Here is a 26,043-nt window from a genome sequence, read left to right on the forward strand (position 1 = left end):
ATTGGCAAGCCTTTTAGACCAAGACATCATGTATCTTCCGGGGGTGGGCCCCCGAAGAAAGGAGATTCTGAGCAGGGAGCTTGGAATCAACACCTATGGTGATTTGTCTGAATACTACCCTTACAAATACGTTGACCGGAGCCGGCTCTACACCATCGACGAGCTCACCGCCGACATGCCTTTCGTACAACTCAAGGGCCGGATACTCAGTTTCGACGAGTTTGTCATGGGGCCGAGAAAAAAGCGTATCGTGGCCCATTTCAGCGACGGGCACGGAGTGGTGGACTTGGTGTGGTTCAACGGCACCAAATATGTGTACGATTCCTACAAGACCGGCACCGACTACATCGTGTTCGGCAAGCCCGGTATCTTTGGCGGGCGTTACCAGTTCGTACATCCCGACATAGACGATGCTTCCAAACTGCAACTCTCCGAGATGGGCATGCAGCCTTACTACTCCACCACGGAGAAAATGAAGAAGGCAAACTTCACCTCACGGAGCATAGAGAAAATCACCAAAACGCTCATCGAGAAACTCTCTCCCCAACTGCCGGAGACGCTTCCCGACTTCATACTCAACCGTCTTCATCTCGTCTCCCGCCCCCAGGCACTCCGCTGGATTCACTATCCCAAGAATGCCGATGAGATGCAGCGTGCCCGTCTGCGACTGAAGTTTGAAGAGCTCTTCTACGTGCAGCTCAACATTCTGCGCTACGCCAGCGACAATCGCCGCAAATACCGGGGCTACGTGTTCAACCGTGTGGGGGACATCTTCAACGGTTTCTATCGCCACAACCTGCCTTTTCCGCTCACGGGAGCACAGAAGCGTGTGATGCACGAGATTCGCGCCGACATGGGTAGCGGACGACAGATGAACCGCCTGTTGCAGGGCGATGTGGGCTCGGGCAAGACGCTCGTGGCCCTGATGTCGATGCTCATTGCACTCGACAACGGTTTTCAGGCTTGCATCATGGCCCCTACGGAAATCCTCGCCGAACAGCACCTGCACACCATCAAGGATTTTCTGAAGGGTATGGACATACGGGTGGAACTGCTCACGGGCATCGTAAAGGGCAAAAAGAGGAAAGAAGTGCTGGCCGGACTACTCGATGGCAGCATCCACATCGCCGTGGGCACACATGCCCTCATCGAAGACACCGTGCAGTTCAGGCAGCTCGGACTGGCTGTCGTCGACGAACAACACCGATTCGGCGTGGCCCAACGGGCCAAACTGTGGGCCAAGAACGAGAATCCGCCGCACGTGCTCGTGATGACGGCTACACCCATCCCGCGCACGCTGGCCATGACCATCTATGGCGATCTCGACGTGAGTGTCATAGACGAACTGCCGCCGGGGCGCAAACCCATACAGACCATTCACAAGTATGACAACCAGACGACAAGCCTATATCAGGGCATCCGCCAACAGATAGCCGAAGGCCGGCAGGTGTATATTGTGTTTCCGCTCATCAAGGAAAGCGAAAAAATGGACCTCAAAAATCTTGAAGAAGGCTACGAGGCACTCAAAGATGTATTTCCGGGCTACCGCATGAGCAAGGTACACGGACGGATGAAGGCGGCCGAAAAGGAGGAGGAGATGCAGAAGTTTGTGAAAGGGGAGACACAGATACTCGTAGCCACGACGGTCATCGAGGTAGGGGTCAATGTGCCCAACGCCTCGGTCATGGTCATTCTCGACGCCCAGCGGTTCGGTCTGTCCCAGCTCCACCAACTGCGTGGGCGTGTGGGGCGCGGAGCCGACCAGAGCTATTGCATCCTCGTGACCAACTACCAGCTGTCCGCCGAGACGCGCAAGCGTATCGACATCATGTGCGACACCAACGACGGGTTCCGCATAGCCGAGGCCGACTTGAAGCTCCGTGGCCCGGGCGACCTTGAGGGAACCCAGCAGAGTGGCATCGCCTTCGACCTGAAAATAGCCGACATTGCCCGAGACGGACAGATCATCCAACTGGCCCGGGACGAGGCACAGAAGATTATTGAAGATGACCCGAAATGTGAAAAAAGCATCTACCAGATTCTATGGAACAGGCTCCGGGAACTGCGTAAAACCAATGTCAACTGGGCGGCTATCTCTTGAGTTGGAAACATAATGGGAATGTTAAAGTAGTCCTAAAAAACTGTTAAGAAGATAGGCGCATTGGTATTTTTTTGCTATCTTTGCAACGTCTTTTGATAAATCGTTGCATTTTTGTTTGAAATCAACGGCTTTTTAGACTAGGATGTGTTTGTTTATCCGGTCTGACTTAAACCTAAAAAAATAGAAATGAATTTAAGGAAATATTTAAAGAAAGTTTCGATCGTTTCATTGTTTGCGCTCACGGCTGTGCCCGTGGCAGGTCAAGACCTTCTTGCCCGCCAAGCTCCGGTAGACCGCAGGATGAAGGCTGTCGATACCATCGTCCTGAAACAAACCATCATCAAAGAAAATACGGAGTCGCCGGCAGCACAGCTCTACGACGATTGGTCCAACCGCTACGCCCATCGTGCCACTCAAGTGCCCGACTCTTTCCGCATAGATCTTCGCCATTTCTGTATGCCCACACCCAGCCGCGTGGTGACAAGCAACTTCGGTTCCCGCTGGGGCCGCCAACACAAAGGGTTGGACATCAAGGTTTATATCGGCGATACCATCCGCGCAGCGTTCAGCGGCAAGGTGCGCGTAGTGAAATATGAAGGCGGAGGCTACGGCAAGTACATTGTCATTCGCCATAACAACGGACTGGAAACAATCTACGGCCACCTCTCCAAGCAGCTTGTGGCGGAAGACCAGACTGTCAGGGCAGGCGAGCCGATCGGGCTTGGCGGCAACACGGGACGAAGCACCGGTTCGCATCTTCACTTTGAAACCCGCCTTTGCGGAGTGGCTCTCAACCCCGCACTGATGTTCGATTTCCGCAATCAGGATGTTGTTTCCGATTTCTACGTCTATATCAAGAGCAATTACGAGCACGAGTCTGCTGAGGCCACCCGCCTGCGTGGTAAGGTGGGCAACGGTGGCTACAACCGCGACGAGGTGCAGGGTGAGTTGGCAAACAATAGCAATGCCAACTTCGACAGCAGTGCTGATATGCGCTACCACAAGGTCAAGAGCGGCGAAACGCTTGCCTCGATTGCCGAAAAGCGTGGTGTGACGATCGACACCATCTGCAAGCTCAACCACATCACCAAGGGCAAAGCTGTTCGCCCCGGACAGATACTCAGATACTCATAACCCTATTTATATTCCCATCGTGGCCCGCTACACGGAAGTGCAGCGGGCTTTTTCATATAGCCATTTTTCTTTCCCTTGCAGCAGTTTAAGCCCCATCTGTTCGCTGTTCTTCTTGCCGCGATGCCCACACCACCATGTCTCCACTCCCTTTCCCCTCCTCAGCGTCTTCTGAACACGATTCATACACTGTCTTGCACATTTGTCTATAGTCCATAAAGCAGCCACAACGACAATCCTCAATGCACGCGCAGGGCACGTAGAAGAGAGTGAGACGGAAAGCGAACCATGCCCTCATCCCCGGCCCTCTATCCCGGAACAAATGTCAAATAAAATCGCATCTGATTTGCATTTCCATCATTTTCGTCGTATCTTTGCAATAGCAAGGGGAGCACACAAGTGTCCCCCTTTTTGGTTTCTCCCGACATTTCTGCTTCCCACTACAGCCCTTTGACCTTACAAAATGGCCACTTTCGCGTCCTCACTCGGCCTCTTTCAGCTTCTGACTACGGCCCTTTCGCAAAGTCGTTTGGGCTTAGTGGGAAAATTGATGGGGCGGATGGGGCAAATGAGTCGGATATTGTTAGAGAGTCAATGGATAGGGGAATTTTTGTGTGTCAGGCTTTTTCGAAAGTTTTAATAGTTCGTGCTATAGGGAGAGCCTCCCCCGGCCCCTCCGGAGGAGGGGAGGGATTCGAGGGATATAGGCTGCTTAAGTTCCCTAAGTTAGGGCTCTAGGGGGCTGGGCAAGTTGTGGATAGAGGTGTTGGGTGTTAGGCGATGATGGGTGTTAATGATAAGTAATGTGCACAATGCTTTTATGTCAGCAGGTAGAAACAGGAGGTGGAGAAGAGGTTGCGGAGATACTTGATGCGCGAGAGGGTGGCGGGGAGTCGTCGGGGAGTGAGGCCGAACTTCTGCTTGTAGTGGGGATTGATCAGCCACAGCTGCCGGTCGATGACGCGGAAATGGCAGGTGCGGAGTGCTTTCTCAAACCGTTCGACGGGTGTCCGGCAGCATTTGATGTCGAGCAGTTCGGCGACGGTACCCTCGTTCTCTTTGGCCAAGTGGCGCAGGATGGCTGTATAAAGCCTGTTGGGCAGCAGATGAATGAAAGGCAACTTGGCGCACCACCTGCTTTGGCATATCTGCTGGTGTCCGCCAAAAGGCATCTGCCAAGCCGGAAAGGCAGCAAAGAGAATTCCTTGCTCTTTCAGAAAGTGGCGGATGTGGGAGAGGAAGGTCTCTTTCGCAGCAATGTGTTCTATCACATCGTGCAGGATGATGATGTCGTATTTTTTCTCTTCGTTTTCGGGAACAGGGGCTTCGAGAAAGTTGCAGCAGACGAAAGTGCCCTGCTGTTGGTGCCGGGCAAAGAAGTTGTGGGCTTGGTCGATGCGGCATTGTGCGAGGTCGATGCCGGTGACTGTGCAGCCGAGCCGGGCAAAGGGAAATAGATTGCCGCCCTCGCCGCAACCTATTTCCAGCACCCGCTCCGGACCTGTTATTTTCTTGAAACGTTCGATGTAAGGCAGATAGTATACTTGTGCCGTGGTGGCAGATTCGGTGAAATAGGTTGCTCTGTCGGTGTGTCTTTGTTGCATGGTTGAAGTCTTTTATGCTTATTATATAAATGATACCGGGATGGGTAAAAGACTTCACGACAAACTGTTAAATGATTAAAAAACACTCTTTGTCTTTTTTACTGTCAGTATTTGGCCGTATATAGCTGCAATTTAATGCATAAGACGCTTGCTTTTTTGCGAAATAATCCATAACTTTGCCACAGCGACATGGCTTTCAGCGGATATGAACATCTACTTTGTGCCGTGGGAGGAAGCGTCTCCTTCGCCCTCTTCCAAACCTAAGAAGGCTTTACCTCAACGTAACGACCATTGACTCAAAAATAGCATTGACATGAAAAAACGAATATCCTTTATCGCCTTGTCGGCCATGCTGACATCGATGATGCTGGCCGGATGCAGCACTTCGGAAGACGTCGACCACACCTACACCGGCAAGAAACTCTATGAGTTGGTGAAAATCAAGCTCAACGAAACCGAAAAGAAGTATGTGGAACGTAACAACGACTTCGCATTTAAGCTTTTCAGGAACGTTTCGGAAATGGAAAACAAGGAGCCGGGATTTCTTGTTTCGCCACTCAGTGTGACCTATGTTCTCGGAATGATCAACAATGGGGCTGCGGGCACCACGAGGGAAGAAATCAACAGCGTGCTCGGCTTCGGCAATGGCGATGCCGAGGCTGTCAACAACTTCTGCCGGAAACTCCTCACCGGCTCGCCCAATGTGGACAAAAGTGTGAAAATCAACATTGCAAATCTCGTTGAGGTGAGGAAAGACTGCAAACTGAAACCGGCTTTCAAGCAGACCGTCGAGGAGGCTTACGACGCGCGGGTGGAAAGTGCCGATTTCGATGATCCGGGCACTGTGACGCACATCAATGACTGGTGTGCCAAGCAGACAAATGGGATGATTCCGCAGGTGCTGGACAGAGTGAGTCCTGAAACCGTAGCCCTTTTGCTCAATGCCATTTATTTTAAAGGTGTTTGGTATAGCCGGTTTAAGCCCCGAAACACTCGGAATGAAGTTTTCACGATGGCAGGTGGCAAGCAGTCGGAGGTGCAGATGATGCATCAGAGAGACATTTTCCTCTATAACACCAATGAGACTTATGCTACACTCAGCATGTCCTACGGGAATGGCGGCTATCGCATGTTGGTGCTCTTGCCCAACGACGGGAAGACCACCGGTGACGTGCTGGAGGCCATCAATAGTGATAAGTGGATTTCCAACCTCAACGGACTGCGCAATTATCAGGTGGATGTCAAGTTGCCCCGCTTCGAAACATCGACAAAAACGAACCTCAACGAGGTGCTCAAGGCATTAGGGGCAGGGAGTATGTTTGATGGGTACAAAGCCGATTTCAGCAACTTTTGTGAACTGTCGGCGCATGTTTCCAAAATCTTCCAATGTGCTAAAATCAAGGTCAACGAAGAGGGGTCTGAGGCGGCTGCGGTGACGGTAGGTGGGATGGAGACCACTGCTCCGGGCATGGGAGAGATTCCCACGGCCGTCTTTCATGCCAATCGTCCCTTTATCTACGCGATAACCGAAAACACAACCGGTTCGATATATTTCATCGGTGTGTATGGAGGTGACGGGAAATAGCCGCTTTTACCGGTGACCCGGGAGCCGGGGGGGCTTCCGGACACAAATAATCCCGTTTCAGTCTTGTCAGGACTTGAAACGGGATTGTTCGTATTTGTCGCCATCGGTGGTCCGGCGTGCAGGCCTGTCGTTTAAAGGGTGCGTATGCCGTTGGCCTCGATGTAGTGGCGCAACTCCGAGCCGTCGTCGAGCGAGGGGGAGTAGGCCGGAAGCAGGGTGAAGAGGTTTCGGCCATAGGTGGCGACCATATCTTTCAGCGTGTTGAGCACGCAGATGTTGCCGGCAAGGCCGCAGAGATGGATATCAGTGATGCCTGAAGATCGGATAATGCCGTCCAGCGTTGTGGCCGACGGGGCGTTTTGCATGATGGAATATTCCTCCCGATGTGCCGAATTGCCTTTACGCAGCACGGTGAAAGGCGCACCGGCCTTGTTGCAGGCAGCGAGCAGACGGTCGGGGATGGTTGCGCCCACGGAGTTTTGCACGCAGTGAAGAGGCCAGGGGCCGCCCTCGGCGGCAAACGAACAGTGGTGATAGGGGGGCCAGTCGGTGGTGGCGACGATGGCGGCATAGTTCTTGCCGTGTTTTTCCACGTATTCGGCCAGTCCGCTCATGGCCTCCGCGGCATGGGGGACGGGGAGCGAACCGCTGATGAAATCTATCTGTGGGTCGATGATCAAGAGGAGTTTGGACTTTTCCATGAGTGCTCTTACGATTATGGTTCTTTCACGGTTTCACGGCGTTCCGGTACCGTCAAGGTTGGCTTTCGCCCTCGATGTATTGTTCGAGGAACATGTGTTCGCCGTCGAATACGGCGTAGGAGAATTGCCATATCCAGTCGCCGAGAATCATCATGCGCGTCTTCTTGCTCAGCATCAAGTCCAGTTCGATGTGCCGGTGTCCGTAGATGAAGTAGTCGATGTCCTTATGGTGCTGCATGTACTGCTTGGTGAAACGCACGAGAAACTCCTTGTTTTCTCCCATGTAGGGCGGTTCCTTGCCGTCGGCGCGCTTCATGCGGCTCTGTTTGGCCCAGTTGAGGCCGAGTGCCATGCCCCAACGGGGGTGCATGAAGTTGAGCAGTCGTTGGCAGGTGCGGTTGTGAAACATCTTCCGCAAGAATTTGAACTTGTTGTCAGGGTCGCCCAATCCGTCGCCGTGGGCAAGGAAAAACACCTTGCCGTAGATTTCGGTGGTTAGCGGACGGGTGTGTACGATGAGTCCGCATTCTTCTTCAAGATACCCGTAAGTCCACAAGTCGTGGTTGCCGGTGAAGAAATGCACCTCCACGCCCATGTCGGTCAGCTCGGAAAGTTTGCCGAGAAAGCGCGTGTACCCCTTCGGTACAACATATTTATATTCGTTCCAGAAGTCGAACATATCGCCCAGCAGATAGATGGCGGAGGCTTTTCCCTTGATGCTGTCGAGGAAGCGCACGAGCCGGCGTTCATGCATTCTGCCGTGCGCGATGGCCAGCGAGCCGAGATGGGCGTCGGAGAGGAAATAAATGTTTTTTGTCATTAGCTTCGAGAGTTTAGTCAAATCCGAGTTCCACCCGCGCCTCCTCACTCATCATGCTCTGGTCCCATGTAGGCTCGAACACGAGGTTGACATTGGCCGATGTCACCCCCTCCACGCTCTCCACCTTGGTACGCACGTCTTCGAGAATGAAGTCGGCGGCAGGACAGGAGGGAGCCGTGAAGGTCATGTCCAGTTCCACGGCCCCGTCGTCTTTGACATCTATCTTGTATATCATGCCCAGATTCCAGATGTCAACGGGTATTTCGGGGTCGTAAACGGTTTTGAGCACATCCACGATGTGGCCTTCTATTTCTACTTTCTTTTCAGGTGTCATAACTTATCTGTTTTGTGTAAAGGCTGTGGCAAGAGCGCAGCCTATCTTCTGCAAATATACGATTTTCTTTTCAAAAAGTCTTTCTCTCCACCAAATAAATACATCTTTGTTGATTTATATCCTCCCTTGCTCGCGATAGCTGTAATAGGCACCGTCGGTCACGATGACGTGGTCGATGAGATAGATGCGCATAAAGTCGCAAGCCTTTTTGACATTTTGGGTGAGCTGATCGTCTTGCCGGCTGGGCGTGGTGTTGTTGCTGGGATGGTTGTGGCAGAAAGCCAGTATCGTGGCATTGCATAACAGCGCTTCCTTGACGATGATGCGCACGTCGATAGCCGTCTCGCTGATGCCACCGTGCGAGATGCGCTGCGCCTTGATAAGTTTGTAGTTCTGGTTCATCAGCAGCACCCATGCCTCTTCCACATCGAGATCCTGCATCCGCGGGTGCATGTAGTTGTAGATGGCAGCGGCTGAACTCAATTCTGGGCGTTCCTCAACGGCTGATGCCTGTCGCCTCTTGCCCAGTTCGCAGGCTGCAAGAATGGTGATGGCCTTGGCCGGCCCCACGCCATTGTATTGCTGCAAGTCGGTAATCGACAGCTTGCCCAAAGTGTTGAGATTGTTGTTGCAGTCGTGCATTACCTTCTTCATCAGGTCTACGGCACTCTCTTTCGGAGAACCCGAACCGATGAGGATGGCCAATAGTTCGGCATTGGAAAGCGCCGAAGGACCCAACCGTTCGAGTTTCTCGCGTGGTCGGTCTTCCTCCGCCCATTGGTTGATGGAAAGGTGCGCTCCGTCTGTGGAGGTGCGGAGTGTGTGCGTGTCTTCTCCGCAGTCGGCAGGCTGGGAGATGGCGTATATGTGCCGGTTTTTCATTAGTTGGTGGAGAATGGAGGTTGTGTCAAGGTTTACTGTGTGTGCTCCAGCTTCATTTGTAGAAGGTTTTTTCGAAAGCCGCGAACTCGTCTTTGCCTCTCACGCAGCGCCGCCACCATGCTTGGAGGAATCCGCAGCCGTAGCCCAGAAGTTGAACGAAGGCGGCCCGGATGCTCAGCAAACCTATTTTTCCGCTGTCGTTCTTGATGGTCGAGTCGACAAAGATGATGGCGGCATAGAGTAGGAGGGGAGCCAAAGCGGCCAGACTCACTAAGAGTCCAAGTGCTTGCTGCATACCGGCAGGCAGCGTGAAGAACAAAATGATGCCCGATAGGAACAGGAGCAGCAAGACGAATACGCCCACGGTGAACATCATCGGGAGCAGGTGGACGAGCTTCAGCGTCTCGGGATATTTCTTGTAGAGGTTGATGCGGGCGATACCGCTGTTGTAGACTTGCCGCCAAAACTTGCGGAAATCGGTGCGGCGCTTGTGCCATACCCACGCCTCGGGGAAGAGACGGCACCGGCAACCGGCCTTGAAAATGCGGATGGAGAAGTCGATGTCTTCACCGAAACGCATGTTGGAGAAGCCGCCCAAGCGCAGATAGACTTCGCGCCTGATGCCCATGTTAAACGAGCGGGGATAGAACTTGTCGAGTTTCTTCTTTCCACCGCGGATACCTCCCGTAGTGAAGAAACTTGTCATGGAGTAGGAGATGGCTTTCTGCGTGTCGGTGAACGAGGGATGGGCACTGTCGGGCCCACCGAATGCATCGGCCGGTTCGCGTTGCAGTTCCTCGTCGATGGCTTTCAGATAGCCTTCGGGCAATACCACATCACTGTCGAGAATGATCAGATAGTCGCCTTGAGCACGCTCCGCACCGTAGTTGCGGCTCTGCCCCGGGCCGGAGTTTTCCTTCATGAAGTAGCGGAGGTACAAACGCGATTCATAGCGTTGGCAGACCTCTTGACAAGGATGTTGCGAACCGTCTTCCACGATGAGCACTTCAAAGTCGCTCACCGTTTGTCGCGTGAGACTGTCCAGCAGTTCGTCCACTTCGTCCGGGCGATTGAACACAGGCACAATGATGGAGTATTTCATAAGGTATCAGGAGAAATGAAAATTGCCCAAGCCGCCCCTGCGGAGAAAAGCTCCCGTACGGGCGACTTGGGCAGGTGTTATTACGAAAAGAGCCTGTCCTCCTTTCTCGGAGAAGGGGCAGGCAGTTTTCCGGTATTATTCTTTCACGCGGTTAAGATAGCTGCCGTCGCGGGTGTCTACCTGAATGAGGTCACCCTCGTTGATGAACAGCGGCACGCGTACTTCCACACCTGTCTCCAGTGTGGCGGGCTTGGTGGCGTTGGTAGCCGTGTCGCCCTTGATACCCGGCTCCGAGTGGGTGATGCGCAGATTGGTCTTCACCGGCATTTCGGCAAAGAGAATGGTGTTGGTATCGGCATCGCTCACCACTTCCACGATGTCGCTCTCCTTCATGAAGTCAACACCGGTGATCAGGTCTTTGGCGATGGGCACCTGGTCGTAGGTCTCCTGATTCATAAAGATGTAGTCGTCGCCATCCATGTAAAGATACTGATAGGGGCGGCGCTCCACGCGCACGTCTTCGAGGGCCTCACCAATGTTGAAGCGTTTTTCCAGCACGCGGCCACTCACTACGTCTTTCAGCGTGGTGCGCATGATCGTGTTACCCTTGCCCGGCTTCACGTGCAGGAAGTCGATGCAGAAATAGAGCTTGCCGTCCATACGGATGCAAGTGCCCTTCTTGATGTCTTGTGATTTAATCATTTCGTTTATCTTGAATTATTATTTCGATATACTGTGCAAATCGACGGAATGCGAGTGCAAAGTTACTACTTTTTATTAAAAAACGAGTTCTTCGCCGACTAAAAGTAGGATATTTCTTGGTTGTTTCGAAAATAATACGTAATTTTGCACCCCAAACGGATACCAAGAACCGAAATTATAACATAAAAATAAGATAAAAGCAATGAAAAGAACATTTCAGCCCCACAATCGCCGTCGTGTGAACAAGCACGGCTTCCGCGCCAGAATGGCAACAAAGAATGGTCGTCGCGTGCTGGCCTCCCGCCGTGCTCATGGCCGCAAGAAGTTGACGGTGTCCTGCGAGCATCACGGCAAGTGATTCTTTCGGGAATAGAAAAAACGGGAAAACAGAAAGAAGTAAAGACTTAAATTTGCTTCTTTCTGTTTTTTTTGTACCTTTGTCCTTTGAAAACCGATAATGAGAAATGAAAGCGTCCGAGTTCATCAACAAGTTTAAAAGCAGCTATTTGTGGGGCAATCTTGTCGCCATGGGGCTTGTCGTGGTGCTGATTTGCTTGGGAGTGAAATATGGCATAGACCTCTACACGCATCATGGAGAGTCGATTCCCATACCCAATGTGTTGCACAAGTCGTTCGATGACGCAAGCCGCATTCTTGACGATGCCGGGCTTCAAGTCGTGGTGAGCGACACGGGATATGTGAAGACACTGCCCCCCAACTGCATTCTTGAGCAGTCGCCAGCCCCGGGGGAGCGGGTCAAGTCGGGGCATGTGATTCGCGTGACGATCAATGCTTCCCACACTCCCACGCTCACCATCCCCGATGTCATTGACAATAGTTCGATGCGCGAGGCCATGGCCAAGTTGTCGGCGATGGGATTCAAGTTGGGCGAGCCGCAGTTCGTCCCCGGAGAGCAAGACTGGGTCTATGGCATACTGGTGCGTGGGCGGCATGTTGTTGCGGGCGACAAGGTGTCGATAGAAGACAAACTCATCATACAGGTGGGCAATGGCCGGCGCGATGCCGCCGATTCGGTGGACTATATAGATCCCGTGTTTGAAGAAAATGGGGCGGGCACCGAGTCAGGCGATGATAGCTTTGAAGAAGTGACAGCCCCCGAACCGGCAGAATCTGCCCCCGAATCTTCGGGACAGTCAGGCCACGCCCCGTCGCCCCGGCCGTCGGCTCAGGCAGGCGGACACTCATCTTCACAGCACCAATCATCAACCGAAGTAGTAGAATAGACGATATGGCAGAATCCTTTGACAACGACGAATTGGAAGACATCGACCTCGATGGCGGCATTTCGGCCGACAGCGGTGACGACGGCGACGGGCAACTCTACGAGCATTGGAAAATCGAAGTGGATGCCGGGCAGGCTCCGGTGCGCATAGACAAGTTTCTGACCGAGAAAAATCCGCACCAGAGCCGCAACCGCATACAGAGTGCAGCCGATGCCGGTTTCATCCGTGTCAACGGCCGGCCGGTGAAGAGTAATTATAAGGTGAGGCCCGGAGATGTTGTCACGCTGATGCTCGACCGTCCCAAACACGACACAAGCATCGTGCCCGAAGACATACCGCTTGCCGTGGTCTATGAAGACGATGGGCTGATGGTGATCAACAAGCCTGCAGGGATGGTCGTCCATCCCGGTGCCGGCAACTTCACGGGCACGCTTATCAACGCGGTCGCCTACTATCTGAAAGACCTTCCCACGTTTGATGCCAACAGTCCCGAGGTGGGATTGGTACACCGTATCGACAAAGACACCAGCGGACTGCTGGTGGTGGCCAAAACCCCTGAAGCCAAGACTTGCCTCGGCAAGCAGTTCTTCAACAAGACCACCCATCGCAGCTACAACGCTCTGGTGTGGGGCAACATCGTTGACGACGAGGGCCGGATAGAGGGCAACATAGCCCGAGATCCCCGCAACCGCCTGCGCATGAAGGTGTTCGCTCCCGGCAGTGGCATTGGCAAAAGTGCCGTCACCCACTATCGGGTGTTGGAGCGTTTCGGTTACACCACCCTTGTGGAGTGCCGGCTTGAGACCGGTCGCACCCACCAGATCAGGGCCCACATGAAGCACATCGGCCATCCGCTTTTCGGCGATGAGACTTACGGCGGCACAGAGATACTGCGCGGGCAGCGCAGCAGCACCTACAAAGCCTTCATCCAAAATTGCTTCAAACTCTGTCCCCGGCAGGCCTTGCATGCCCGCACGCTGGGCTTTGTGCATCCTGTGAGCGGCCGGCAGATGGATTTCTCCTCGGAGTGGCCGGCCGATTTTGCAGCATTGATAGACAAGTGGCGTGCCTTCATCAAGGGCACCACCCAAGATACATTTGAACAATAGAAAAAGAATTACAGTGACAATTATGGAAACAATCAAGAGAAATATAGCCATCGTCTGTGGTGGCGATTCGTCGGAACACGATGTCTCCCTGCGCTCGGCGCAGGGGCTGTATTCCTTCTTCGACAAGGAGCGGTATCATGTCTACATCGTCGATGTGAAAGGCACCGACTGGCATGTCAACCTTGACAACGGAGACATCGTGCCCATCGACAAAAACGACTTTTCGTTTGTGCAGGCCGGCACCACCGTCTATTTCGACTACGCCTATATCACCATTCACGGCCAGCCCGGCGAAAACGGCGTGATGCAGGGCTATTTCGACCTCATCCATCTGCCTTACTCTACCAGCGGTGTGCTTGTTGAGGCTCTTACGTTCAATAAATATGTGCTCAACAACTATCTCCGCAGCTTTGGCGTGAATGTAGCCGACAGTCTGCTGCTCCGCCGCGGTGAATCCTACGATGAGAAGGAGATAGAGCGCCGATTGGGTATGCCCTGCTTCGTGAAACCTGCCGCTGACGGCAGCAGCTTCGGCGTGAGCAAGGTGAAAGAGGCCGATCGGCTGGCTCCGGCACTCCGGGTGGCCTTCATGGAGAGCGATGAGGTGATGGTCGAGGGCTTCCTCGACGGCATGGAAATATCGCAGGGCATCTACAAGACCAAGGAAAAGACCGTGGTGTTGCCGGCCACCGAGGTGGTGACGAGCAACGAGTTTTTCGACTACGATGCCAAGTACAACGGTCAGGTGAAGGAAATCACCCCCGCCCGCCTCAGTCCCGAGACTGCTGCCAAGGTGTCTGCCGAGACCGCCCGCATCTACGAACTCCTCCATGCCAACGGCATCATCCGCATCGACTACATCATCTCCAAAGACAGCGAGGGCTGTGATGTGGTCAATATGCTTGAAATCAACACCACGCCGGGCATGACAGCCACGAGCTTCATCCCCCAGCAGGTGCGTGCTGCCGGTCTCGACATCAAAGAGGTGCTGACCGAAATCGTTGAAAATCAGTTCTAACTCAGCCTCCGGCTCCCTTTGTCCCTATGGGCGAAGGAGGCCGGAGCTTTTTTTTGTTACCGCTTATGCTTATCCCCAAAGAGTTTGACGAAATCCGTCCTTGGGAGCCCGAAGATCTTCCCGAGGTCTACGGTCGGCTGCTGGCCAACGACCAGTTCAAAACCGTGGTGCATTATCTTTATCCCGACATTCCTTTCGAAACCATTGCGCAGAAGATGAAGGCCTGCCCCACTGGACTCGACTTCCAGAAGGCATTCTGTTACGATTTCATCGCCGGGCTGCTGGCCAAGGCGGCCCGTGGCTGCGAGATGGACGCATCGGAGATTGACAACACGCAGCGTTACACATTCATCAGCAACCATCGCGACATTGTGCTTGACTCGGCCATTCTTGACAAGTTGCTCATTGATGCCGGCTTCACCACCACCTGCGAGATAGCCATCGGCGACAATCTGCTCTCGCTGCCGTGGGTGAAAGACTTGGTGAGGCTCAACAAGTCGTTCATCGTGGAGCGCGGACTGCCCATGCGGCAGATGCTCGTGGCCAGCAAGCGGCTGTCCGACTATATGCACTTCGCCATCGGCCCGAAGCACGAGAACATCTGGATAGCCCAGCGCGAGGGTCGTGCCAAGGACAGCAACGACCGCACGTCGGAAGCTGTGCTGAAGATGATGAGCATGGGTGGAGAGGGCTCGGTCATCGATCGGCTCGTGCAGCTCCACCTCGTTCCGCTCGCCATCTCCTACGAGTTCGACCCCTGCGACTACCTCAAGGCCAGGGAGTTGCAGCAAAAGCGGGATGTGGAAGGTTGGAAGAAGGCCCCCGGCGACGACCTCTTGAGTATGCAAGTGGGCATTCAAGGCTTCAAGGGCCACATACACTACCACTGCGCACCCTGCATCGACGGCTATCTGCGCTCGCTTGATGCCGACATGCCCAAGACGGAGCTGTACAGGGAGGTGGCTGCGCACATCGACAGGGAGATTCACCGTCGCTACCGCCTCTATCCTTCCAACTATATGGCGCTTGACATGCTCACGGACACAGCCGACCATGCCGACCGCTACACGGCTGCCGACCGCACGTTCTTCGACAACTATCTGGCCGGGCAGTTGGCCAAAATCGACCTTCCCGGCAAGGACGAAGACTTCCTTCGCGAGCGTATGCTCACGATGTATGCCAACCCCTTGCGCAACTGGTTGGCTGCACAGTGATGGTTTCCCACCACCAAACAGGCGGGTAGACAAGCCGACAGGCTGTTTGCCGACTTGTCCGTATGCAACCGGCGTATGGATAAAGTCAGGCGGCCTGTCGGCTTGTCTGCCCGCCTGTTTGTTGTTTCATGGCCTTGCCGGCCGGCTTTTCCGGTTTTGGTGCGCGGCTGTTGCACCATCTGTGCGGAGCCCATGCACAAGTGGAGCAACGGCCATGCGCGGGTGGTGCATGGGCCTCGCACCGCTGCGAGGTGTCCTTTTCCGTTTCCGCGTTGGGGCTTGGAAAAGGTGTGTTTGCTATAATTTAATATCATCGTAAAACTTGAATGGTATTATTTTGTCCCCAAAAGCAGCATTTATTCCATACTTTGTGAAAAAGTATCAATATTCGTCAAAATAATACCATAATAAGCGGAAGAAGAATTTTATCTTTGCAAGCGTAATACCATAGTCGGCAATGCCGGCTGCCATAAGACAGAATATTGAACTCCTAAATTAAACCTAAATTTAACAAAAACGATCATGAGACAATGTAACTCAAGCTGATTGTATTCCTCCTTTGGCTCTTCCGCGCCTTGGCTTTTGTGGCATATATATAATTAAGGTGAGGTGGAGGAAGTCGGACAGTTGGGCCGGTCAACAACCAACTAACAAGTGTTATCAACATAAACCTAATGAAAAAGAGCTAAGTATGAGTCTGGATTTTAGAAAAACGGTGCTGCTGATGAGTGCCTGCACGGCTTTGGGCTTCAGCTATTCGGCTGAAGTCTTTGCTGTATCGCCCAATCAAAGCGTCAACGCTGTTCAGCAGTCAAGAAAAGTCACGGGGCAAGTGGCCGATTCGCAAGGGCCGGTCATCGGTGCCACCATCATGGAAAAAGGAACGAGCAATGGTGCTGTCACCGATTTGGACGGCAACTTCACCATTGATGTGAAACCGGGCGCAACGCTGGTTGTGTCTTACATAGGCTATAAAACGCAAGAAATCGCCGTGGGCAACCAGAGCACCCTCAGTGTGATGATGGCCGCCGACGACAAGACTTTGGAAGAAGTCGTGGTCGTGGGCTACGGTGTGCAGAAGAAGAAACTCGTCACCGGTGCCACCGTTGAGGTGAAGGGTGACGATATCACACGGCTCAACACCACGCAGGTGCTGGGCGCCTTGCAGAGCCAGACACCGGGTGTCAACATCACAGCCGTGTCCGGACAGCCGGGCGACGGCTTCAAGGTGGCCATCCGCGGTGCCGGCACGAACAGTGACACGAAGCCCATCTATGTGATCGACGGTGTGGCCGGAGGCGACATCAACAACATCAATCCGGCCGACATCGAGCGCATCGACGTGCTCAAGGATGCTGCCTCGGCAGCCATCTATGGTGCCAACGGCGCCAACGGTGTCATCCTGATCACGACCAAGCAGGGCAAGGAAGGCAAGGTGCAGGTGTCATACGACGGTTATGTGGGTTGGCAGGACATCTATAAGATGCCGGAACTGCTCACGGCCCGCCAGTATATGCAGGTGATGGACATGGTGTCTTTCAACTCCAATGCTACGGTGTACGACTGGTCGAGATTCATCGATGCCGACCTGCTGACCGCTTATAAGAACGGCAGCAACCCCGGCACCAACTGGCTGGAGGCTTTGCGCAACAAGAATGCCGTGACCACGAGCCACGCTCTGAACGTAACGGGCGGCACGGACCGCAGCAAGTTCTCCACGGGTGTGGGCTATCAGTATCAAGACGGTGTCTTCGGCGGCGACTATGCCAAGTCCGACTTCCGCCGTTTCACACTCCGCCTCAACTCCGAGCATGTGGTCTATCGCAACAGCAAGGGGCTCGATGTAGTGAAAATCGGCGAGAATGTCTACTTCCAGCATCGCGAGAATCAAGGCATCCAGATAGGCAACCAGTATGGCAACGTGCTCTCCACGGCCCTGCGCGCCAATCCCTGCGTGCCCATCTATAACAGCAAGGGAGGCTATTTTGACTGGAACGACATCAAGGCTTCGGGCACAGAGGGCTGGCAAAACTATAATTCCTACACGCTCAACCCGATTTATCAGTTGGTGAACGGACAGAGTGCCAACAACAAGAGCCGCAACTTCAACCTCTCGGCCATCGGCTATATCGAGGTGCAACCTATCAAGAATTTGGTTTACCGCGGTCAGTTGAACTACAGCCACAGCTCGTGGTCGTATCGCAGATACCTGCCCATCTATTCAGCCAACGAGACCAATAAAGACGGTTTCCGCACCGATGATGAAGTGTTGCAGAAGGCCGGGCTCGGCTGGGGATGGAACATGACCCACACGCTGAACTACAAGTTCAATCTGGCCGACAAGCACCACTTCGATATTTTGGCCGGTACGGAGTACAGCCAGTCTCGTCCCAACTTTGGCGAGTCGCTCACAGGAGAGTCCAAATCGAGCATCTTCGGCGATTTCTCCCATGCCTATCTTTCGCTGACCAAGGGTGAAGTGCGCAACGGCCATGCCACTGTCACGGGCAAGCCCTACGACGACGAGACTTCCAACTCTTACTTCGGTCGTCTGAACTACGACTTCAATGAAACCTATATGTTTACGGCCATTATCCGTGCCGACGGCTCGTCGCGCTTCCTCAAAGGCAAGCAGTGGGGCTACTTCCCGTCGGTCAGTGCCGGTTGGGTGGTTAGCAATGAGAAGTTTATGCAGCCCGCAGCCGGTTGGCTCGATTTCCTGAAACTTCGTGCCGGTTGGGGACAGAACGGTAATAAGAATATAGGCGACAGCTTCGGCTATCTGTCGGCCTTCGTCTATGGTGACCTTGGCAGCTACTCGTTTGGCAATGTCAAGGATAGTTCCACACAAGGAGCCTATCTCGCACGTCTGGCCAATCCCGACCTGACATGGGAAACATCCGAGCAGACCGACCTCGGTGTTGACGCCCGCTTCCTTGGCGGTCGGTTGGGAGCAACGTTTGACTGGTATTATAAGAAGACCAAAGACCTGCTTGTGCAGGTGCAGATACCTGCCACGGCAGGCATTCAGGACACCCAGTGGCAGAATGCGGGCACCGTGCGCAACACGGGTGTGGAACTCGCACTCAACTGGCACGATGCTATCGGCAAGGATTTCAACTACGGCATCAACTGGAATATGGCCTGCAACAGCAACAAGGTGACGGCCATCAACAACGCCAACCACTACAATGAGGGTGGAAAAGACCTATTGTCGCAAAACACGGGCACCATGTCCCGCATGGAGGAAGGCCATCCCATTGGCTATTTCTATGGCTACAAGACAGCCGGCGTGATGCAAAACGCTGCCGACATACAGCAGTATCTGAAAGAGAATTGTAGCGGAGATGCCACCAAGTCGTTGCAGGGAACAGACATCAAACCTGGCGACTTGAAGTTTGTCGATGTCAACGGCGACGGCGTTATCGATGCCAACGACAAGACGGAAATCGGCAGTCCGCATCCTGATGTGACGATGGGCTTCGGCTTCAACGTAGGGTATAAGGGCTTCGACCTGAGCGTGACCACCTATGCGGCACTCGGACAGGAAGTGATGCGCTCTTGGCGCAAGTTCACCGACGGTCAGCACGAGAACTACACCACAGAGGTCTACAAGTACTGGCACGGTGAAGGCACTTCCAATAAGTATCCTCGTCTGGCTCCCGGCAACACCGGCTCCAACTGGCAGCAGGTGTCCGACATCTATGTGGAAGACGCAAGCTACTTCCGCCTGCAAAACCTCACGCTGGGTTACGACTTCAAGAACGTGTGGAAGAACTGTCCCTTCCAGCAGCTCCGTCTTTACTTCTCGGCCCAGAATCTCTTCACCATTACCGGCTACGACGGCATGGATCCCGAAAACGGTATGGCCCTCAACGGCAGCGAACCTTGGGTGACGGGTGTCGATGTGGGCAACTATCCCTCTCCGCGCACATTCTTGGTAGGCGTTAATGTTAAATTCTAAAACTGATTATACGATGAAAAAGATAAGTTATTTACTGTCGGCGGCTACGTTGATGCTGGGCTTTGCATCTTGTTCGCTCGATGCCGACGACCTGATGGAGGCCACGCCTGATAAGTTCCCGGTCAACGAGAAGGATGCCACGGCATCGCTGGCGGCAATCTATGAAAATCTGAATCAGGTGAGTGCCAGTCCGCAGATGTCGTTCTACTATGTGTCGATGCTTGCCAGCGACGACAATCTTGGCGGCGGCGGAACCAACGACAAGCTGATGCAGGCCGAGGATATGCTCGTCAATTACAACCAAAACATGACCGAGCAGTTCTATAAAGACCGCTATCAGGGCATCGCCCGCGCCAACTCGTTGATAGAAGCACTGCCTAATCTATCCGGCATCAGCGACGAAGTGAAGACTCAAGACATGGGCGAAGCCCTCTTCCTGCGTGCCTTCTATCACTACGAGCTGGCTTCGCAGTATGGCAATGTGCCACTGATGACCAAGGTCACCGGTGCTCTTGTCAAGCAGGGCGATGTGAAAGTGTTGTGGGGACAGATACTGCAAGACCTCTACACTGCGGCCACGACGATGGCTGCCAAGCGGCGCACCGACGGCCATATTGACAAATACACGGCCGAGGCTATGCTGGGACGTGCCTGGCTTTTCTATACGGGCATGTACTGCAACGGCTCCGAAATTTCGCAGCTCACGAGCACCACGTACAAGCCCTTGACCGAAGTGGAACTGCCAAACGGCACGAAGTTGACCAAGAAGATGGTGGCCGACCTGATCGACGACTGCGTGAACAACTCCGGTTATTCGCTCGTTCCCGACTTCCGCAACCTCTGGGCGTATACCAACCGTTGCACGGTGGAAGACTACGACTACACCAAGGGGCAGGGCCTGAAGTGGGTGGAGAACGATCAAACTTCTGCTACAACCAACAACACAGAGTCGATGTTTGCCATCAAATACAACAAATTGGCCTCTTGGAGTACCACCATCGGCTATGCCAACGGCTACGCCCTGCACTTCGGTGTGCGCGGAGGTCAGGACTACGCCAACACTTTCCCCTTCGGGCAGGGGTGGGGCGCAGGCCCTGTGGCTGCCAATCTGGTGAGCGACTGGAAGGCTGACGAACCCACCGACATCCGCATGGAGGCCTCCATTCAAGATGTGCGCCAGTTGCCGGCCTACCGGTTTGGCGGTTGGTCGGACTTCGTTCAGGAGACCAATTACTACGGAAAGAAGCAGGCTCCCGTGTCGGCCAAGACCTCTACGGGCGGATATGTGTGCTGCTTTGAAGACCTCATGTACGGGTCGGACGGCGGTCTGAGCGGCGGCTACGGCAACAACATGCAGCTCGACAATATCCACGACCTCGTGCTCATCCGCTTTGCCGATGTGCTGCTCATGCAGAGTGAGCTCAAGGAGAGTGTGGAGGGTATCAACAAGGTGCGTGCCCGTGTGGGCCTTTCTCCCATTGCCGCCTATTCGCTGGCTGCCCTTCAGAAGGAGCGCCGCTACGAGTTGGCTTTCGAAGGTGTGCGGTGGAACGATATCCGCCGGTGGCATATTGCCGCTGCCGCACTGGAAAAGCAAACCGGTACTGACATCTATTATTGTGGCTCCGCCGCCAGGAACACGGCTCACAATGGCGGCTATGCTGCCCGTTACAATGCCACGGCCGGTTTCCAGAAGATGCCTGAAAATCAGGTTTCGCTCGGGAGTGTCGTGCAAAATCCCGGCTGGGACAACAGTTCCGAATATCAGGGATGGTAGGCAAGTCGTTAACTAATAAAACAATCAGAGATGAAAAAGATAGTATTTGCAATGTCTTTGCTGGGTTTGGCATTGACTTCATGTGACCCTTCCAAAATCGACGGTGGGGCAGAGTGGGCCGATGTGGGTGCCGACCAGCTCGTGGTGTCGGCCACTCCGATAACGGTCGATGGGAAAAACTCCAATGAGATACATGTGGTGTGCAGTTCGCCGACCAATGTGGCTTGGCAGACCGACCAGTTGATAGAAGGAACCAAGACGGTCGTTTCGGCCGACGCGAAGACATACGTCACCCAACTCGGTACGCGCACCGTGCGTTGCCTGACCACCAACACCGGCGGCGCACCGGCAATGAAGGAACTTACGGTGAAGATCGACACCATCACTTATCTCACTTCCGATATCTCCAATCGCCTGTGTGTTGGCAAGACCGGCGGTGCCGATCATTTCGGTACAACTTTCAATGCCAATGATATAAAGGTTAAGCAAAAGAAGACTGCCGACGGAAAGCCGGGCAATACACTTGTTGTGGAGAACAATACCAATCCCGTGCTCTGCACATTCAACTGGGGCGGTACGGTGCTGACCAACAACATTGGGGAAATCACCATCTACCAACTGGGAGTAGCCAAAGACCTGACACTGACTACACTTGATGCAGCCGGCAACACGAAGACCTATAAACTCGGTACTTATACGGCTGTGGATTATAGCGACGCACCGGCTGAAATCAAACTCATCACCGGCTGCGACCCCACCGATGCGACCACTTACAGCAACACGAAGACGTGGAAACTGGAAGCCGGCAACAACTGGGGCAATGGGTCGAGCGGCGACAAACAGGCTTCGTGGTGGACAACCGATGTCACGGGGCAGGATGGATCTTACGGAACCATGACATTCGATTTCACAAAAGGAACCATTACCAAAGTGATTGCAGACGAGAGTAATAAGCGCGGTGACAAGTCTTCTACGGGCACGTTCAAACTCGATTTCGGCACACGGAACGAGAGTACTAATGTCATCTGCACGTTGACGACAGCCGGTGGCGGTAACATCGTGTTCCCTTACCTCATCAATGAAGACTACTACGAGACCCATACTTTCGAGGTGACTAAGGTGACGGAGAACGAGATGTGGATTCGTGCCCAACATGTCACCAATTCCAATACGGGCGAGGGAACCTTCTGGCACTTTGTGGCTGCCGAATAATCGCCCTGCATGGCTCTTTACAAACATGACACCTGTCGCCCCGTTTGCGTCCTTGCAGGCGGGGCGATTGTTTTCCCTACTGGTGTCATGAGCTAATTTACGAGATGAAACATTTGGCAGAACGGCTTTTTATTGCTACTTTTGTCCATGTTGAAAGTCTAATCCACCAACGATGAAAACCAAGTTGACACGATATTGGAAACCCCTGCTGACCGTGCTTTTCGGTCTGTTCGCTTTTCTTTTTTGGGTATTTCCCTTCCTCCCCATGCTCAGTTTTCAAGAGCAGTATCAGTTGTTTCTTTTCGACACCGGCTATTTTGTGGAGCGTATTTCCGTGCCCGGCGGATTAGCCGATTGGCTCGGCGAGTTCCTCGTACAGTTCTATTATGTTTATGTGGCGGGTGCTTTGTTGCTGGCCCTGCTTCTTGTCGTACTCCAACGGTTATTTTGGCAGCTTCTCCGCAGAGGTGGGGCGGCTGATGCGTGGTATGCCGCGAGTTTCGTGTTGCCCCTGCTCTTGTGGTGGTATATGAGCGATGAGAACGTGCTGGTGGGTTTTCCGGTGGCACTGTCGGCAGCCATGTTGGCCATGCTCGGCTATGAGAAAGCAAGCCGGTCGATGTTCTTCAGCCGGTGTGGCAAGCCGGCACGGGCAGCCTTGTTGCTTCTCGGCCTGCCCGTTTTCTACTGGCTTTTCGGCCCCGTTTCGTTGACGGTGGCTCTCTATGTACTGTTCCTCGAAGTGTCTCGCAGGCATGTCTCCGGCAGCGTTGCCCTCGGTGCGGCGACCGTAGTCTATGCCGTTGCCGTGGTATTGGTGTGTTCCCATTTTCTGTCCTATCCGCTCTATCGCCTTTTCTGCGGTCTTGGCTACTATCGCAGTCCGGCCTTCGTGCCCCCCATGCAGCTCGTACTGATTTTAATCCCGGCTGTACTGCCATTCCTTGCCGTGCGGTTTCCCACTCTCCGACGGTCGTGGGCTGTTCCGGTTTCGGTAGCTGCTGTGGCCGTGACGGGCTTTCTGCTCATCGTGACCGCTTTCAGAGGCGTAAAGTTCGATATCATCGAATACGATTTTCTGGTGCGCACCAATGCTTGGGATGGCATTCTTCGCAAAGCCGCTTCACGCCCGCCCTCCACTCCCTTTGAAGTGGCGTGCGTCAATCTGGCCCTCAGCAAGAAAGGCCAACTGGGCGACCGCCTTTTCGAGTTCTACCAGAATGGCAGCGAAGGTCTGTTTCCCACCTTTGCCCGCGACATGACCACGCCCCTGCCCGCGGCTGAAGTCTTTTTCCATCTCGGCATGATCAACGAGGCCCTGCGCTACACTTTCGAGGCGCAGGAAGCCATTCCCGATTTCCGCAAAAGCGGCAGACTGACGAAACGCCTCGTGCAGTGTGAGATCGTCAACGGCCACTATGCCGTGGCTGAGAAGTATCTGCGCCGTCTGCAAAAGTCACTGTTCTATGCCCGTTGGGCTGACGAGCAGATGTTTTTGCTGCGCAACAAACGGGCCATTAACGCCCATCCGCTCTATGGCAGGCTGCGCAGGTATCGCTACACGCGCGACTTTCTCTTCAGCGACCGCGAGATGGATCAGATGCTCGGCCTGCTCTACACCCACTGCTACGACAATCGGCAGGCCTTTGAATATCTCATGGCCTACGAACTGGTGCAGCGTGACATGGAGCGTTTCATGAAATACTATCCCATCGGCCGCTATGCCGGCTACAGCGATCATATACCCTACGCCTTCCAGCAGGCATTGGTGCTGGGGTGGACGCAGACCCACAGCAGTTTCGAGGGTATGCCGTGGGGCATCGACCCGGCCGTCCGTCAGGGCATGTCAACCTTCATCGGCACCTACATGCACGACAAGAACGCACCCTCGCTGCGCGAAGGCCCGCTCGCCAACACCTTCTGGAGCTATATGCTCGTGAACAAAGACAAGGCGCAAGCCACCAAAAAGGAAATGAAACAAATCTATTAAGCATGACAAAATCAACATACGGACTTCTCACTCTCTGCCTGTGCGCCTGCCTGCTGTGTGCGGGATGCACATCCCGTCCCACTCATGCCGAGTGTGTCGATGCCCTGCCCAAGATTTATCCCGACTATGCGGGTGTCACCATTCCGGCGGAGATTGCTCCCCTCAATTTCTGTTTCACGGGCGGGAGCTACACGTCGCTCTTTCTCTCGGTGGAAGGTTCGAAGGGCGGCACGCTTACGGCCGCCGGTCGCGACCTCGACATGAACCTCGACGAGTGGCACTCCCTCACCCGCCGGAACCGTGGCGGACGGCTCACGTTTACGCTCTTCGTGAAAGCCTCGGGCGCATGGCGACAATACCGCCCCTTTGAGGTGGAGGTGAGCCCCGACTCTCTCGACGCGTGGGGACTTACTTATCGGCGCATTGCCCCCGGCTATGAGGTGTATGGACGAATGGGCATCTACGAGCGCGACTTGAGCAATTTTGACGAGCGTCCCGTCTTTGAGAACACGCTGGTGCCGGGAGCTTGCATCAACTGCCATACGGCCAACCGCACCCGGCCCGACCAACTCACCCTGCACATCCGCGGTGATCACGGAGCCACGATGGTGCAGCGCGAGGGCCGGCGGGAGTGGCTGAAGGCTCGCAACGACTCGCTCCACGGATCGATGGTCTATCCCTACTGGCATCCCTCGGGTCGCTATTGTGCCTATTCCACCAACGCCACCCACCAGAGTTTCCATGCCGTGCGCTCAAAGCGCATCGAAGTGTTCGACCAGTCGTCGGATGTTTTTGTCTACCGCCCTGACACCCACGAGTTGCTTCTCGCCCCGCAGCTCATGACCGCCGACCACTACGAGACCTACCCCGTGTTCTCGCCCGACGGTCGTACGCTCTATTTCTGTTCCTCCCGGGCCGAACCCATCCCGGCCCGCTACCGCGAAGTGCGGTATAACATCTGCCGGGTGAGCTTCGATCCGGCCACGGGGCGGTTTGGCAGTCGGGTGGACACGCTTTTCAATGCGCGTGTTCTGGGCAAGAGTGCCACCCATCCGCGGCCTTCCTACGACGGACGGTTTCTCATGTTCACCATGAGCGACTACGGCTGTTTCCCCATCTGGCACCGCGAGGCCGACAACTGGTTGCTCGACCTCTCTACCGGCAGGGCACGCCCCATGACGGCAGCCAACAGTCCCGACACCGACAGTTGGCACAACTGGAGTGCCAACTCGCGTTGGGTGGTGTTCACCAGTCGCAGGGGAGACGGGCTCTACACGCGGCTCTACATCGCCCATATCGACAGGCGTGGCCGCGTGTCCAAGCCTTTCCTGCTGCCCCAGCGGCGGCCGGGAGAATACTACGACCGATTGCTCGATTCCTACAACACACCCGATTTCACCTCCCGTCCGGTGGCGTTTGACGCTCATGCGGCTGCCCGTGAAATTGTAGGCGACCGACGGGTGGAGACGCGGGTGAGATAAGCCGTGGGCATGATGAAGCTGCGGTGTCGTTTTCTGGTGCCGGAAAGGCGGTTGTCCGAAAGTTGTTGAAAG

21 protein-coding genes are annotated in these 26,043 nt (G+C 54.3%); 13 read left to right on the forward strand and 8 right to left on the reverse strand.

Annotated elements, in window-relative coordinates:
- The first annotated feature begins 1 nt into the window (after position 1).
- Together recG and HMPREF6485_RS05010 are read left to right on the forward strand one after the other, a co-directional pair.
- Positions 2–2,101: an ATP-dependent DNA helicase RecG gene (recG, locus tag HMPREF6485_RS05005; protein ID WP_082231302.1), complete on the forward strand. Its 2,100-nt coding sequence runs from the start codon at positions 2–4 to the stop codon at positions 2,099–2,101.
- A gap of 186 nt (positions 2,102–2,287) precedes the next feature.
- Entirely contained in the window at positions 2,288–3,235 is a 948-nt protein-coding gene (locus tag HMPREF6485_RS05010) for a M23 family metallopeptidase (protein ID WP_004345144.1), read from the forward strand.
- 27 nt (positions 3,236–3,262) lie between these two features.
- Here HMPREF6485_RS05010 and HMPREF6485_RS14145 read toward each other — a convergent pair whose 3' ends face one another.
- Positions 3,263–3,418: a hypothetical protein gene (locus HMPREF6485_RS14145; protein ID WP_004345148.1), complete on the reverse strand. Its 156-nt coding sequence runs from the start codon at positions 3,416–3,418 to the stop codon at positions 3,263–3,265.
- Positions 3,419–4,050: 632 nt separating this feature from the next.
- A complete protein-coding gene (locus HMPREF6485_RS05020; RefSeq protein ID WP_004345152.1) occupies positions 4,051–4,836 on the reverse strand; it encodes a class I SAM-dependent methyltransferase in 786 nt (261 codons plus the stop codon).
- A gap of 313 nt (positions 4,837–5,149) precedes the next feature.
- On the opposite strand from HMPREF6485_RS05020, the gene HMPREF6485_RS05025 reads away from it, so the two are divergent.
- Positions 5,150–6,421, forward strand: a complete 1,272-nt coding sequence (locus tag HMPREF6485_RS05025) for a serpin family protein (RefSeq protein WP_004345153.1) — start codon at positions 5,150–5,152, stop codon at positions 6,419–6,421.
- A gap of 131 nt (positions 6,422–6,552) precedes the next feature.
- Here the strand turns inward: HMPREF6485_RS05025 and HMPREF6485_RS05030 are convergent, their stop codons facing one another.
- The 6 genes from HMPREF6485_RS05030 to efp all read right to left on the reverse strand — a co-directional run bounded on the left by HMPREF6485_RS05030 (position 6,553) and on the right by efp (position 10,962).
- Positions 6,553–7,122, reverse strand: coding sequence for an isochorismatase family protein (locus tag HMPREF6485_RS05030; RefSeq protein ID WP_004345154.1), 570 nt, complete (start codon positions 7,120–7,122; stop codon positions 6,553–6,555).
- Positions 7,123–7,174: 52 nt separating this feature from the next.
- Positions 7,175–7,942, reverse strand: a complete 768-nt coding sequence (locus HMPREF6485_RS05035) for a UDP-2,3-diacylglucosamine diphosphatase (protein ID WP_004341014.1) — start codon at positions 7,940–7,942, stop codon at positions 7,175–7,177.
- 13 nt (positions 7,943–7,955) lie between these two features.
- Positions 7,956–8,276: a metal-sulfur cluster assembly factor gene (locus HMPREF6485_RS05040; protein ID WP_004345155.1), complete on the reverse strand. Its 321-nt coding sequence runs from the start codon at positions 8,274–8,276 to the stop codon at positions 7,956–7,958.
- 114 nt (positions 8,277–8,390) lie between these two features.
- Positions 8,391–9,158, reverse strand: a complete 768-nt coding sequence (radC, locus tag HMPREF6485_RS05045) for a RadC family protein (protein WP_004341012.1) — start codon at positions 9,156–9,158, stop codon at positions 8,391–8,393.
- A 52-nt stretch (positions 9,159–9,210) separates the two neighbouring features.
- Positions 9,211–10,260, reverse strand: coding sequence for a glycosyltransferase (locus HMPREF6485_RS05050; protein ID WP_004345156.1), 1,050 nt, complete (start codon positions 10,258–10,260; stop codon positions 9,211–9,213).
- Positions 10,261–10,395: 135 nt separating this feature from the next.
- Positions 10,396–10,962, reverse strand: coding sequence for an elongation factor P (gene efp, locus HMPREF6485_RS05055; protein ID WP_004341010.1), 567 nt, complete (start codon positions 10,960–10,962; stop codon positions 10,396–10,398).
- Between the two features lie 202 nt (positions 10,963–11,164).
- Between efp and rpmH the strand changes: the two genes are divergently transcribed.
- The 10 genes from rpmH to HMPREF6485_RS05105 all read left to right on the forward strand — a co-directional run bounded on the left by rpmH (position 11,165) and on the right by HMPREF6485_RS05105 (position 25,971).
- On the forward strand, positions 11,165–11,320 hold the full coding sequence (rpmH, locus tag HMPREF6485_RS13480) for a 50S ribosomal protein L34 (protein WP_004341009.1): 156 nt from the start codon (positions 11,165–11,167) through the stop codon (positions 11,318–11,320).
- Positions 11,321–11,426: 106 nt separating this feature from the next.
- Entirely contained in the window at positions 11,427–12,206 is a 780-nt protein-coding gene (locus HMPREF6485_RS05065; RefSeq protein ID WP_004345157.1) for a PASTA domain-containing protein, read from the forward strand.
- Positions 12,207–12,211: 5 nt separating this feature from the next.
- Positions 12,212–13,315, forward strand: a complete 1,104-nt coding sequence (locus HMPREF6485_RS05070) for an RluA family pseudouridine synthase (RefSeq protein WP_004345158.1) — start codon at positions 12,212–12,214, stop codon at positions 13,313–13,315.
- Between the two features lie 22 nt (positions 13,316–13,337).
- The gene (locus HMPREF6485_RS05075; RefSeq protein WP_004341006.1) at positions 13,338–14,333 is read left to right on the forward strand and encodes a D-alanine--D-alanine ligase; all 996 of its coding nucleotides are present in this window, start codon (positions 13,338–13,340) and stop codon (positions 14,331–14,333) included.
- Positions 14,334–14,398: 65 nt separating this feature from the next.
- Complete coding sequence (locus tag HMPREF6485_RS05080; protein ID WP_044126274.1) at positions 14,399–15,547, forward strand: 1-acyl-sn-glycerol-3-phosphate acyltransferase; 1,149 nt, start codon at positions 14,399–14,401, stop codon at positions 15,545–15,547.
- Between the two features lie 691 nt (positions 15,548–16,238).
- Positions 16,239–19,511: a SusC/RagA family TonB-linked outer membrane protein gene (locus HMPREF6485_RS05085; protein WP_004345163.1), complete on the forward strand. Its 3,273-nt coding sequence runs from the start codon at positions 16,239–16,241 to the stop codon at positions 19,509–19,511.
- A gap of 13 nt (positions 19,512–19,524) precedes the next feature.
- Complete coding sequence (locus tag HMPREF6485_RS05090) at positions 19,525–21,288, forward strand: RagB/SusD family nutrient uptake outer membrane protein (RefSeq protein ID WP_044125858.1); 1,764 nt, start codon at positions 19,525–19,527, stop codon at positions 21,286–21,288.
- A 30-nt stretch (positions 21,289–21,318) separates the two neighbouring features.
- Positions 21,319–22,500 carry a hypothetical protein gene (locus HMPREF6485_RS05095; protein ID WP_004345165.1) on the forward strand — a complete coding sequence of 394 codons (1,182 nt, stop codon included), beginning with the start codon at positions 21,319–21,321 and terminating at the stop codon, positions 22,498–22,500.
- A gap of 172 nt (positions 22,501–22,672) precedes the next feature.
- Positions 22,673–24,490: a DUF6057 family protein gene (locus tag HMPREF6485_RS05100; RefSeq protein ID WP_004345166.1), complete on the forward strand. Its 1,818-nt coding sequence runs from the start codon at positions 22,673–22,675 to the stop codon at positions 24,488–24,490.
- A gap of 2 nt (positions 24,491–24,492) precedes the next feature.
- Entirely contained in the window at positions 24,493–25,971 is a 1,479-nt protein-coding gene (locus HMPREF6485_RS05105; protein WP_004345167.1) for a TolB family protein, read from the forward strand.
- Positions 25,972–26,043 lie beyond the last annotated feature (72 nt).

The sequence above is a fragment of the Segatella buccae ATCC 33574 genome, from assembly GCF_000184945.1.
Classification (GTDB): domain Bacteria; phylum Bacteroidota; class Bacteroidia; order Bacteroidales; family Bacteroidaceae; genus Prevotella; species Prevotella buccae.